The organism is Robertmurraya sp. FSL R5-0851, assembly GCF_038002965.1.
Taxonomy (GTDB): Bacteria; Bacillota; Bacilli; order Bacillales; family Cytobacillaceae; genus Robertmurraya_A; species Robertmurraya_A beringensis.
The window spans coordinates 2,009,659-2,022,992 of the sequence record NZ_JBBOOE010000001.1 but is presented as its reverse complement, the minus strand read 5'-3'; the positions used below and the strand labels follow the sequence as shown (position 1 = coordinate 2,022,992).

At 39.8% G+C, this 13,334-nt stretch carries 9 protein-coding genes; all 9 read left to right on the top strand.

Annotated elements, in window-relative coordinates:
* Positions 1 to 7 precede the first annotated feature (7 nt).
* The 9 genes from hydA to MKX65_RS10160 all read left to right on the top strand — a co-directional run bounded on the left by hydA (position 8) and on the right by MKX65_RS10160 (position 13,262).
* The gene (gene hydA / locus MKX65_RS10200) at positions 8 to 1,423 is read left to right on the top strand and encodes a dihydropyrimidinase (protein WP_340903513.1); all 1,416 of its coding nucleotides are present in this window, start codon (positions 8 to 10) and stop codon (positions 1,421 to 1,423) included.
* Between the two features lie 93 nt (positions 1,424 to 1,516).
* The gene (locus MKX65_RS10195) at positions 1,517 to 2,989 is read left to right on the top strand and encodes a cytosine permease (protein ID WP_160546027.1); all 1,473 of its coding nucleotides are present in this window, start codon (positions 1,517 to 1,519) and stop codon (positions 2,987 to 2,989) included.
* A 14-nt stretch (positions 2,990 to 3,003) separates the two neighbouring features.
* Positions 3,004 to 3,231, top strand: a complete 228-nt coding sequence (locus tag MKX65_RS10190; RefSeq protein ID WP_160546026.1) for a hypothetical protein — start codon at positions 3,004 to 3,006, stop codon at positions 3,229 to 3,231.
* A 74-nt stretch (positions 3,232 to 3,305) separates the two neighbouring features.
* A complete protein-coding gene (locus tag MKX65_RS10185) occupies positions 3,306 to 4,955 on the top strand; it encodes a PucR family transcriptional regulator ligand-binding domain-containing protein (RefSeq protein WP_160546025.1) in 1,650 nt (549 codons plus the stop codon).
* Positions 4,956 to 5,061: 106 nt separating this feature from the next.
* Positions 5,062 to 6,528, top strand: coding sequence for a CoA-acylating methylmalonate-semialdehyde dehydrogenase (locus tag MKX65_RS10180; protein ID WP_160546024.1), 1,467 nt, complete (start codon positions 5,062 to 5,064; stop codon positions 6,526 to 6,528).
* A 32-nt stretch (positions 6,529 to 6,560) separates the two neighbouring features.
* Positions 6,561 to 7,919, top strand: coding sequence for an aspartate aminotransferase family protein (locus tag MKX65_RS10175; protein WP_340903512.1), 1,359 nt, complete (start codon positions 6,561 to 6,563; stop codon positions 7,917 to 7,919).
* Between the two features lie 47 nt (positions 7,920 to 7,966).
* Positions 7,967 to 9,070 (top strand): alanine dehydrogenase, encoded by a 1,104-nt coding sequence (gene ald, locus MKX65_RS10170; RefSeq protein WP_340903511.1) that lies wholly within the window; start codon positions 7,967 to 7,969, stop codon positions 9,068 to 9,070.
* 19 nt (positions 9,071 to 9,089) lie between these two features.
* Positions 9,090 to 10,337, top strand: coding sequence for a M20 family metallo-hydrolase (locus MKX65_RS10165; RefSeq protein ID WP_340903510.1), 1,248 nt, complete (start codon positions 9,090 to 9,092; stop codon positions 10,335 to 10,337).
* Positions 10,338 to 10,553: 216 nt separating this feature from the next.
* Positions 10,554 to 13,262, top strand: a complete 2,709-nt coding sequence (locus MKX65_RS10160) for a tetratricopeptide repeat protein (protein WP_340903509.1) — start codon at positions 10,554 to 10,556, stop codon at positions 13,260 to 13,262.
* The last annotated feature ends 72 nt before the right edge of the window (positions 13,263 to 13,334 follow it).

The following is a 13,334-nucleotide window of genomic DNA, read 5'->3' as shown; positions in this document are numbered from 1 at the left end:
AACAGACTTGAAAAAAGTAATCAAAAACGGAACGGTCGTAACAGCAACAGATACGTATCAAGCTGACATACTCATTGAAAATGGAACCATTCATCAAATCGGTCATAACCTCCCTTCGAACGACGCAGAAGTGATTGATGCAACAGGAAAATTCGTGTTTCCCGGTGGAATCGATCCTCATACACATCTAGATATGCCATTTGGCGGCACCGTAACAAAAGATGATTTCGAAACAGGGACAATCGCGGCAGCTTTTGGTGGAACGACAACCGTTATCGACTTTTGTTTGACCAATAAGGGGGAACCATTAAAAAATTCCATCAAAGTGTGGCACGATAAGTCAAAAGAAAAAGCGGTAATTGACTACAGCTTCCATCTAATGATCGGTGAAATTAATGACCAAGTACTAGAAGAGCTACCAACAATCATGAAGGAAGAGGGAATCACATCCTTTAAAGTGTTTATGGCATACAAAAATGTATTTCAGGCGGATGACGAGACTTTATTCCGTACCTTATTAGCGGCGAAGGAGCATGGAGCACTCGTGATGGTACATGCCGAAAATGGGGATGTGATTGACTTCTTAACAAAGAAAGCACTTGAGTTGAATCAGACAGACCCTATTTACCATGCATTAACCCGACCACCTGAGGTCGAGGGGGAAGCAACTGGAAGAGCGGCTACTTTAACAGGGCTAGCTGATTCACAACTGTACGTCGTGCATGTTTCTTGTGCAGAGGCAGCTAGGAAAATAGCAGAAGCTCGTTCAAAAGGTATTGATATTTGGGGAGAAACCTGTCCACAATACTTAGTTCTTGATCAGTCCTATCTTGAAAAACCAAATTTCGAGGGAGCCAAATACGTGTGGTCACCGCCATTGCGTGAAAAATGGAACCAAGATGTATTATGGAATGCTCTCAAAACAGGTGAGCTGCAAACGATAGGTTCCGATCAATGCTCCTTTGATTTTGATGGCCAAAAAAGTCTTGGTAAGGGTGACTTTTCAAAAATTCCAAATGGAGGTCCCATCATCGAAGACCGATTATCCATCTTGTTTTCTGAAGGTGTAAAAAAAGGAAGAATCTCTTTAAACCAATTTGTAGATATCACATCTACAAAGGTTGCAAAGCTTTTTGGTCTTTATCCGAAAAAGGGAACTATTGCGGTTGGTACAGATGCGGATATCGTCATATTTGACCCGAATGTTGAGCGCACGATCTCAGCAAAAACGCACCATATGGCGGTTGATTACAATGCCTTTGAAGGAATGGAGGTAATTGGTGAACCCGTGTCGGTTCTCTCTAGAGGAGAATTTGTCATTCGTGACAAAGCTTTTGTCGGAACAATTGGTGGAGGAAAATACATTAAACGAGCAAGGTACGGAAAAACGCTTGAAACGGAAAACAATTCCGTACCAATTTAAATCAAAAAATGCAAATGGGAAGGGATATAAATTTTCTGATAATTCCATTATCAGAAAATTTTATATATTAAAAACTAGAAAAGGAGTGGTTTAATGAAAAAAAGTAGTGGTTATTTAAAGTCTCCAGATTTACTTCCCATTTCCCACAGCGATAAGAAAATTGGATCATTAGGTTTTTCAATTATTTGGGTAGGGATGGCAGTCGTTTTAGCAGCATTTGCGATTGGTGGCTCTGGTGTACAGAGTCTTCCTCTTGGCTGGGTAATTGTAGCAACGATCATTGGTTCAGTCGCAATCGGAATCTTTATGACAATAATTGGAGACATCGGAATCGAACATGGATTATCCTTCCCAGTCTATATGAGAGCCCCTTTTGGAACGATCGGTACTCATATCCCTTCCATCGTTCGTGGAGTAACCGCTGCTTGTTGGTTTGGTATTAATACGTATTTTGGTGCAACTGCAATGAACGGAATACTAAATGCACTTTTTCAATTTGATAATTGGTTTATTTGCTTCGTGTTGTTTGCTACCGTTCAACTAGTAAACACCGCCTTAGGAATTAAAGCAATTGAACGGTTCGCTGACCTTGCCGCTCCGATCATCATTATTATCTCTGCCTGGATGTATACATCCCTTTCTGACAAAGCGATTGAGCAAGGAAGAGACGTTTGGACTTGGGTGGAAAGTCCGGTTACTGGTGGTGCTGCCTTAACCGCATTTATGGTTGTTGTTATGGCAAATATGGGCTTTTGGGCAACTCTTGCCGCAGATATGCCTTCCTTATCTCGTTTTATCAAGGCTCCAAAAAACGAAAGAAATTGGTTTAAACGAAACAAAGCTCAAATTTTTGGGAATATCATTGCCATGCCAATTACAAACACGTTTATGGTCATTATCGGTGCAGTGTCCTATATTGCTGTATTAAATTATGATCCGGTCGTTGCTCTACAGGAAGCAGCTACTGGCTTTATTCTAGGTATTCTTCTCCTTATGATCGTTCTAGCACAATGGTCAACCAATACATCTGCAAATGTTATTCCAGCGGCGACGATTTTTTCCAATGTTGGCGGTCCGAAAGTTCCGTTCTGGGTTGGAGTAATCATCGCCGGTGTCATTGGAATTGTTGTTCAGCCATGGAGCTTATTTGGAGTAATTGTTCCAGCTCTACTCGTGATTGGTGGGATTTTATCAGCCATCGTTGGTATTTTATTTACCGATTATTATGTGATTCGTAAAAGAAGAGTAAACGTGACAGACCTATACGAGGCAGATGGGCAATTCAAATATATGAATGGTGTCAATCTTGCTGGAATGATTTCATGGATCATTGGAGGCGCAGCAGCATACTATTTATCAACGTACTCCTTTATTGTTGGATTCTTGGTAGGGGCCATTATTTACTATTTCTTAGCCAAGTATTGGTGGTTTCAAAAATATGAGCAAGCTGAGCTCGTGGATCCTAGCGATGAAAAATACCTCGGTATCTCCGTCGGACGTGACTGGGATATAGAAGCAGGAAAAGAATCTGTTCTTGTCACAGAGCCAATTAACACACAAGTATAAAAGGGGGACACCTTATGTCCGAATACCAACAATATCTTCAGGAAAGAGATAAGATTGATTTTTTCATTCAAAAAGGATTTACGATAAAAAGTGTCACAGAAACATTAAGCGGATCTTTTGTTGACTTTATGAACGAACAATCTGATGAAAAAGAAACCGTCACCTTACATGTAGCTACAGCTGAAGGGCGTAAGTATTTCTCTGTAATGATCATAAAACTAAAACAGCAAAAAGGAGCTTAACACAAACGCGAGTCACACAGACAATGTCTGAGTGACTCACGTTTTTACAATTGAAGTGGGAAGGGGGCTGTTTCTTGAAATCATATATTACAGTAGGAGATTTATTACAAAGAAAACATTTTGAAGAAATTGAGATTCTCGCAGGTGAAGAGGGACTTATTCGACCAGTCAAGTGGGTACATATTGTAGAGGTAACAAATATTCGCAAGCTTTTGCGTGGAGGAGAATTTATTTTATCCACTTGTGCCTTACTACATGATAACAAGGAGTTATTTTTATCTGTTGTGGAGCAATTAATTGAAGTACATGCTTCCGGATTATGCATTGAACTAGGTACATACACCACGCATATACCAAATGAAGTGATTGATCTTTGTAACCTGCACCAATTTCCCTTACTCATTTTTCACAATGAAGTACCGTTCGTTGAAATCACACAAGATATTCATTCCATCCTTATCAATCGACAATATCAAATGATATCGGAGCTTGAAAGCTACACACAGGAACTAAACAAAAAACTACTTACGTTCGGCCATACAAAGGAAATCCTTCAGTTTACAAAGGAATACTTACAGATTCAAGTAGTGATTGTCTTTAACAATCAAGAAATGCAATTTTCACCAGATGTAAAAACAAGTGAAAAAAAGAAATTTATTCAACTGATTCATGATGAGATTAATCAAGGTGCCGATTTCGCCCCTCAAACGATAACAAAAATCCCCATTCATATTTTAGGAGATACATATGCAGAATTATATCTTCTTGCGGAAAACCGCACTCTTACAGAATTTGATCACTTAATACTCGATCGAACCGCAACCGCACTGGCGCAGCTCCTTTTGAGACAACTATATGTAGAAGAGAAAAAAAGGATTGAGGAATCTGAATGGCTTACAGCTTGGCTCGATGGGGAACATAGCGAAGATGCTATTCATGACTATTTGGGCTATCATTTCCCCAAAATTAAGCCGAAGGGGGCAGTTGTTTGTCAATTTAAGTTAGAATCAATCTCAGACTTTTCCACGCTTGATATTACCTATTTCAATTTATACGTTCGTGCTTTTTTTGAACCTCAAGGATTTACACTCTTTTCCATTGAGAAGAAGCATACGATTACTTTTATCTTCATTAACGAACGAAACGCTTCAACGTGGAAGGTCCGGATGAAGGAAGGGATTCAACGATTAGAAAAATCAGATTTAAGAATGTCTAAGCAAACAACCCCATTTGTACTTGCTATAGGTAAATTTGTCCCACAATTAGCCCATGTTCATGAAAGCTATTTAACCTCCTTAGAAACGATCCGCATCCAAGACCGGTTAACCGTACCTTCTCAATGTCATTTTTATGATGATCTGCATATTTTCCGCCTTATTTCGTTATTAAATAAACATGTTAATCTACAAGAAATTGTCATGGAGTATCTCGAACCCGTTCTAACCTATGACGAGATGTACAATGGAAAGTTATTAGAAACATTAAAAACATATCTAGCCTGTAACGGGTCCAAACAGGAAACCGCTAAGCGCTTATTTATCGTTCGTCAAACGCTCTACCATCGTATTGAAAAATTAGAAAAGCTTCTTGGGGATGATTTTTTACATCATGAAAAAAGGCTTGCCATTGAGTTCATGATTTTGTCTCACGAATTCCTTCTTACTTCCCAGTTGAAGAAAGAGAAAGGAGGACGTCAGTTAGTCCCCAAAGAAGGCAAAATGTAAAGTTTAACACAAGCTTTTTTTCACAAAACGTCTAATGTCACAAGGGGAGCATATCCTTGATAATAATACTAGAAGATAACTATTTATTTATAAGGGGGATGCACGAATGACAGTAATCAAAAAGCATACGGTAAAGTTGAAAAACTATATTAACGGAGAATGGGTTGAGTCTTATAGTTCAGATTCATTGGAAGTGCTTAATCCTGCAACCTCAGAGTTGATTGCAACCGTTCCCCTTTCTTCAAAAGAGGACGTTGATCAAGCAGTAAAAGCAGCAACCATTGCATTTCAAACGTGGAAAAACACTCCCGTGCCAAAAAGAGCAAGGATTCTATATAAATACCATTATTTATTAACAGAAAATCATGAAAAGCTCGCCCGGTTAGTCGTAAAAGAAAATGGCAAAGCGTATAAGGAAGCCTATGGAGAGGTTCAACGTGGAATTGAATGCGTCGAGTTTGCCGCGGGCGCTCCTACGCTGATGATGGGTGAAACTTTATCTAATATTGCAGAAGATATTGATTCCGAAATGTATCGCTATCCGTTAGGGGTAATCGGTGGAATTACACCTTTTAACTTCCCAATGATGGTTCCCCTATGGATGTTCCCACTTGCGATCGCCTGTGGAAACACCTTTGTACTAAAACCGTCGGAACGAACGCCTCTTTTAGCAAGTGAACTAGTTGAGCTATTTACTCAAGCCGGAGCTCCCAAAGGAGTGCTCAATATTGTTCATGGTGCACATGATGTCGTAAATGGGCTGATCGAACATGAGGATGTAAAGGCGATTTCCTTCGTTGGGTCACAACCGGTTGCAAAGTATGTATACGAGCGTGCAGCTGCGCATGGAAAAAGAGTGCAGGCATTATCCGGTGCTAAAAACCATCATGTCGTCATGCCTGATGCCAATATTGAAAAAGCAGTTTCACATATCATTAGCTCTGCTTTTGGAAGCGCAGGCCAACGATGTATGGCATGTAGTGCAGTCGTTGTTGTTGGGGATGGAGAACAATTTGTAGCTGCACTTAAACAGAAGGCAGACGAATTACTGATCGGAAATGGGCTGAATGAGGAAGTATTACTAACACCAGTTATCCGTGATTCTCACCGCGAGAAGGTGTTACAGTACATCGATATCGGTGTAAAAGAAGGGGCCACTCTCGTTCGTGACGGGCGACCAGAGATGGAATTGCATAAGGAAGGTAGTTTTCTTGGACCAACGATTTTCGACCATGTTTCTCCTGATATGAAGATAGCAAAAGATGAAATATTTGCCCCAGTTTTAAGCCTATTACGGGCAAAAGATCTAGATGAAGCGTTATCATTTATTAGCAAGTCCCGATACGGTAATGGAGCAACCATTTATACAAAGGATGCAGCTGCTATTCGTCAATTCCGAGAAGAAGCAGACGCTGGCATGCTAGGAATCAATGTTGGTGTACCTGCAACTATGGCCTTTTTCCCATTCTCTGGCTGGAAGGACTCCTTTTATGGCGATTTACATGTAAATGGAAAGGATGGCGTCAATTTCTTTACAAAAAAGAAAATGATTACATCCCGTTTTGACTATTAAAAACATAACTGGGTGAGAAAGGGGAATTTGCGATGGCTCAAATGAAACAAGGAGAAGATTTTCTAACAAAAGATAAAGACTTTGTATGGCATTCCATGAAACCTTACAATCCAAACGGTACGATGATTGCTGAAAAAGCAGAAGGCGCTTGGGTAACGGATCATGAAGGAAATCGTTTTTTGGATGGAATGGCTGGCCTTTGGTGTGTCAATGTAGGATATGGTCGGACAGAGCTTGCTGATGCTGCGTGTGAGCAGCTAAAGAAAATGGCTTATTTCCCACTCACCCAAAGCCATACCCCTGCGATTCAATTAGCTGAAAAGCTTAATGAACTTTTGGGCGACGAATACGTGATCTTTTTTTCGAACAGCGGTTCAGAAGCGAATGAAACCGCATTTAAAATAGCAAGACAATATCATCAGCAAATGGGGAACCACTCACGATATAAATTCATTTCTCGTTATCGAGCCTACCATGGAAACACAATGGGGTCTCTTGCTGCAACGGGGCAGGCACAGAGAAAGTATAAATATGAACCACTAGCTCCTGGTTTCGTTCATGTGTCACCACCTGATTCTTATCGATCAAATGATCAATTGGACAGTCCAGCCTCAGAACTCGACTCTGTCAAAGATATTGAGCGAGTGATGACATGGGAGCTTAGCGAAACGATTGCTGGAGTTATCATGGAGCCGATCATTACCGGAGGAGGGATACTCATTCCGCCTGATAACTATATGATGGGCGTGAAGGAAGCGTGTGAAAAACACGGAGCACTATTAATTGTTGACGAAGTAATATGTGGATTTGGTCGTACAGGGAAAGCATTCGGCTTCATGAATTATGGAGTGCAGCCTGATATAGTTACGATGGCAAAGGGGATCACAAGCGCCTATCTTCCATTATCAGCAACAGCTGTCAAAAAGGAAATCTATGAAGCTTTTAAAGGTAGTGAAGAATACGAATACTTCCGCCATGTTAATACATTCGGTGGCAATCCGGCTGCTTGTGCTCTTGCATTAAAAAACCTAGAGATCATGGAAACAGAGAAACTATTTGATCGTTCTAAAAATTTAGGAGAACAACTCAAAGAGAGATTAAATACAAGATTACTGAACCATCCGTTCGTAGGGGACGTTCGTGGAAAAGGGTTACTAATAGGAATTGAACTCGTAAAGGATAAAGCTACTAAGGAACCATTAGATGTAGGTTTGGTGAACCAAGTGATTGCTGGCTGTAAGAAAAAAGGACTTATAATTGGGAAGAACGGAGCAACCGTAGCTGGATTTAATAACGTTCTGACCCTATCTCCCCCATTATCCATTAAAGAAGAAGAACTCGACTTCTTATTTACAACCGTCACGTCTGAACTAGAGGAGCTCGTCAAATAAACATAGAGCATCGTGCGTTTTCCAAATGACTAGAAAGGAAGAATGCTATGAAAATCGGAGTACCAAAAGAGATCAAAAGCCAAGAGAACCGCGTTGCTCTTACACCTGCTGGCGTCCTACAATTAAGCACAAAAGGTCATCATGTTTTCGTAGAAAAGGGAGCCGGATTGGCTTCAGGTTTCATTGATGAAGAGTATATAGAAGCGGGAGCGTGTATTGTTGAAACGGCCGCTGAAGCTTGGGCATGCGAAATAGTCATAAAAGTAAAAGAACCCATTCCAAGTGAATATGCTTATTTTTATGAAGGATTAATTTTATTCACCTATTTGCACTTAGCTGCCAATTTTACGTTAACAGAAGCACTCATTCAGAAAAAGGTAGTCGCCATCTCCTATGAAACTGTTCAATTGCCCGATCGCAGTTTGCCATTATTAACACCAATGAGCGAGGTAGCAGGAAGAATGGCTGCTCAAATTGGGGCCACCTATTTAGAAAAAAGTAAGGGTGGAAAAGGGATCCTCCTCGGTGGTGTTCCTGGTGTAAATCGTGGGAAGGTTACGATTATCGGTGGAGGGGTTGTTGGAACCAATGCAGCGAAAATTGCTATTGGTCTTGGTGCGAAGGTATCGATCCTTGATGTTAGTGCAGCAAGATTAAGAGAATTAGACGATATCTTTGGCTCATCTATAACGACACTTATGTCGAATCCATATACGATCGCCCAAGCGGTTGCGGATTCGGACTTAGTAATTGGTGCGGTTCTTCTTCCTGGCATGAAAGCTCCTAAACTAGTAACAGAAGAAATGGTTCGACTCATGGAGGAAGGCTCTGTCATTGTTGATGTGGCCATTGACCAGGGAGGAATTTTTGAAACGGCTACACATGTGACCACCCATGCCGATCCAACCTATATAAAGCATGGTGTCGTCCATTATGCAGTTGGAAATATGCCTGGGGCTGTTCCAAGAACGTCAACCATTGCGCTAACAAATGTCACGGTTCCATATATTATCGAAATAGCTGACAAAGGCTATAAAATAGCATTTGCTGAAAACAAGTCATTATTTAAAGGGTTAAATGTCATTGATGGGAAGGTCGTTTACGAAGGAGTTGCTATGGCACATAATCTTCCGTACGTTTCAACCATTTAAAGGGGAAGGAGGGATATAGATGACACTACGAACACTTTCTATCAATAAAGAGCGACTTGAAAAAAGAATACATGAGCTAGCGGAGATTGGAAAGATTTCCGATACAGGTGTTTGCCGCTTAGCACTCTCTACAGAAGATAAGCAAGCAGTTGAGACAGTTAAAAGGTGGATGGAGGATGCCGGTTTAAAAGCAAGAATTGACCATTTTGGAAACTTAATTGGTAGACTAGAAGGGAAGAATTCTAATGCACCTATATTAATGGTAGGCTCTCACATCGACTCACAGCCTTATGGAGGAAGATTTGATGGAGTAATTGGCGTATTGGGTGCCCTAGAAGTTATCCAAACGATGATAGAAAAAAACATAGTCCCTGATACTCCCATCGAAGTAGTTGCCTTTTGTGATGAGGAAGGATGCCGATTTAACAAAGGTTTATTTGGTGTCAGAGGAATACTTGGCAAGCTAGAAGAGGGAGAGCTTGCGAGGAAGGACAAAAATGGAGTATCAAGAAGAGAAGCACTAATCGAATTCGGCTGTGATCCAACTAAATTTAAGGATTCACAGTATAAGGAAGGGGTGATTGGTGCCTTCTTAGAACTTCACATTGAACAGGGTCCTATTTTAGAAGCAAAGGGGGTTCCTGTTGGAATTGTGACAGGTATATCTGGACCACTTTGGCTTTCTGTTGAGTTCGAAGGTTTTGCCGGTCATGCTGGATCCGTTCCGATGTCCATGCGACAAGACGCGCTAGTTGGTGCTGCGAAAGTAATTGTCGCACTAAACGAGCTGGCTAGCCAGGATCCAAATGCGCCAACCGTCGGAACTGTCGGAAGTCTACAAGTATTCCCAGACTCTCGAAATATAATCCCTGAGAAAGTAACCTTTACTGTCGATTTACGTGATATTGATATTAATCGAAGACATGTGCTTGAAGCTAACCTAAGAAATCAAATCAAAGAAATAGCGGATACTCATGGTTTACGCTATACCATTTCGGAGGATACCAATAGCGAACCAAGGTATTGCTCTGAAAGATTAATGAATATCATGAGGCAACAAAGTGAAGTGATCGGCCTAAATCCAATTGAATTAATGAGTGGTCCTTTTCACGATTCTCTTTCCATGTCATACGTTTGCGAATACGGCATGATTTTTGTGAGATGCAAGGACGGAATCAGCCATAATCCTAAGGAATTTTCAACAATTGAGGATATCTCACTCGGAACCGAGCTCCTCTACCACACCGTCATCAACTACAAAGGGTGAGACACAACCACCATCGTGGTTGAGTTGGATATAACATCTAGTTCCTTTGAGCTAGGTGTTTTTGTTCATTTTACGACATAAAAAGATATTTTTCTCCGAATTATGTAGAATCATATTATAATAAACAGAATCAATGAAGAGTTACATAGCATCTTAGCATATTTTACTCTATCGGTTATTAAAATGAATGGGGAGAAAAAATATGGAGGAATTATTATGACATCAGAGAAGCAATTCGTTCAGAAAAAATATTATCAAACCCTAATTGAACAAGAAACGGATTTTCCCGTACGTTCACTAGGGGAAGCATATTATAGGGAGCAACAAAAGGACGTTCCCGACTTAACACCCATTCGATTCGCACAAGGGGAAGTGTATTTCCTATACAAAGACTTTGAAGCAGCGATCTTTAAGTGGGAAAGTATTCAAAATGAGTTAGCACCATGGGCCAAAAAGAATATCGCAGATGCTTACTTGGAGTTAGAGCAATACTCAACTGCAGAGGAAATCTATAAAAGAGTAAGTACAGAATCGATTGTACTTCATACAGAAGTTTCTTTACAGCTATTTAGACTTTACGTAAAAGACGGTCGTACCCATGAAGCCACGTCTATTATTAGCGAAACCATTAACAACCACCCTGATTATCCTGGAGTCACTGAACTTGCCCGTCTCTTCTTTGAAGAAATTGAAGATTGGGCTAATGCAATTCATCTTGCCATGAAAGAATTTATGCGCACCAACTCTCCAGAATGGATCGATATCATTAAAAAATATTGCGATGAACAACGAACCACCATTTTTAAACCTGAAGAGTATATTCCATTTTTATCATTCATGTTACGCCTTGATCGTATTCGTTTTGAGAAGATTGTTTTTAAGCTTTGGGAAAATTACGAAGAACAATCAGAGCTACTTAATTGGGTACGCGAGCTTAATTCATTACTACTACAATCAGAGCTTCCTGAACAGTTATCCTGGAAGCTTCTATCTCAACAATACTTAAAAACTTTTCAGTTATTTTTAAGTGGAAAGTATACCTTGAATGAGATTCAAGAAATCATTCCATTATTGCTAAAAAATTGGATGCGTTTCGCAGAATCAAATCATTTTGTCTATACTGCTTGTGCAGTACTGGCGTGGAATGAAGTTTTCCCAGGTACGATCGATGAAGATACGGTTTCGGTGGCTAATCATGCACTAACAAATTCTTCATTAAATGGATTAATTGATGTGCACCAAACTAAACAATTGTTCTCAAGTATCGTTACTTGGGCTGAAGAAGAAGATATGCAAGTAAGCAATAAGCTGAAATGGATTATGGAGAATTTACAAAATAAGCAAAGCACCATTACTTTGTTTACAGGAACAAGCAAGCTACAAACAACGATTTTAAGTGATGTGCTTGGACATGAACAAGTAAGCCAATTGTCTTCCAAATTAGCATTATATAGCTACTTGCCTGAACCTGAATTAATAGAAGTCAATTCCGTTGAATCCAAACAAGTAGATAGTCCTTCGGAAATCGGGTCAACTGATCATTACATCCATTCTAAAGGACCTTTTGAACTGTTAAAAGCGGAGAACACTTCATTAATGTCCATTCCACCGTATCGTGGAACAGTTCAAGAAAGAAGCTCACTATCTGTTAATTTACACATGGCTGATAGCATTATTTATGTTTTAAATGAGGAAAATCCATTAAACGAAATGGAAATGAATGTGATAAGACAAATGAACCAACAAGCTAACGATCATACGTTCATTTTTATCCTTCCAATCCCAAAGGTAGCTGAAGAAGAGACTGGCGTTTCTTATTATATGGAAACCGTCAAGAAAAACCTGAATCCAATATTCCCTAATGCTGAGATTTATCCGTACACGACTTCTCAAGCGGTGGACTGGAGTCATGTTTTAGCCGAAGTAAACAGTGAGAGATCCAACGAAAGAAGAACAAGAAAAGAGCTTTACTTTATTAAAGAAACACTACACTATCTACTAGCAAAACGAGCTGATAAAGAAGAAAAATTAATCGATGTGATTCAGTGGAATAAGGAAATGTTAGCTAAGGTTAGTGGAGCTTCCATGCAACTTGGTGATCTAGAACAGGAAGTTGGAGAAAGGCTGAAGCAGAATTATATTTCGATCTTGCAGGAGCTTTCAGCAGAAGTAGAAGCTGACATACCAAGTGTTCTAAAATCAACAGCAGAATCTATTACCGATCAAAGCAATCTTGCTACTATTCATCTTCAATTAAACGAAGAAATGAATAGGCGCATGGAGGAATATTTACAAAACACTACCCTTCCAAAGCTCTACTCTTCTCTTCAAAAATGGATTGGTCTTACAAAAGAGGAACTACAGCAGATTCGTGCTTATTTAGATGAAATGGCTACAAGCTTTAATGGCTTATACGGAATTGAAAAATTCCAGTTCCCTGTAGATGATCAATTACTTCACGACTGGAGAAGAGACACTGGACGGTTAACAAGTGGTGTTCAATTAGAGCACATCAACATTATGTTAAAACATAATCCAACACAATTGTTGCTTAAGGGAGCAGGGAAGCTTTTGGCTGGCATCGGTCAAAATAAAGCGATGCTGCAGCAAAAATACAAGCGCTATGTAGAAACGGAAGATTATTCCGAAGTAGCAAAACACGTAAGTAAACAGTTTTTTGCGCCTTATCATTTTTTTGCAATGGCCATACAAAAAGATTTAGAATCGTTCTTCCAAAAACCTAAGGATGAGTTAACTCACACAGCAGAAGACTTAGTAGAAAAGATTAATCAATTTGAGCTATCTTTAGCAAAGCTTCAGCAAAATCCAACTGCTTTTGAGGATCCAATTAAGCTATTCACGGTCCGTTATAAGCAATACGAATACCTGTTTACTGGAAGTCCTAAAGTCAAACAAGAAGTATAATTAGTTTTCAAGCTGGTGCAATCATGCACCAGCTTTTTTTCATTCTGAAAGCTTCAAAACTTTGAACAAAAT

Excerpts from the sequence above, each read along its gene's own strand:
- MKX65_RS10195 (WP_160546027.1), top strand. The coding sequence starts at position 1,517 with ATGAAAAAAAGTAGTGGTTATTTAAAGTCTCCAGATTTACTTCCCATT.
- MKX65_RS10190 (WP_160546026.1), top strand. The coding sequence starts at position 3,004 with ATGTCCGAATACCAACAATATCTTCAGGAAAGAGATAAGATTGATTTT.
- MKX65_RS10180 (WP_160546024.1), top strand. The coding sequence starts at position 5,062 with ATGACAGTAATCAAAAAGCATACGGTAAAGTTGAAAAACTATATTAAC.
- MKX65_RS10175 (WP_340903512.1), top strand. The coding sequence starts at position 6,561 with ATGGCTCAAATGAAACAAGGAGAAGATTTTCTAACAAAAGATAAAGAC.
- ald (WP_340903511.1), top strand. The coding sequence starts at position 7,967 with ATGAAAATCGGAGTACCAAAAGAGATCAAAAGCCAAGAGAACCGCGTT.
- MKX65_RS10165 (WP_340903510.1), top strand. The coding sequence starts at position 9,090 with ATGACACTACGAACACTTTCTATCAATAAAGAGCGACTTGAAAAAAGA.
- MKX65_RS10160 (WP_340903509.1), top strand. The coding sequence starts at position 10,554 with ATGACATCAGAGAAGCAATTCGTTCAGAAAAAATATTATCAAACCCTA.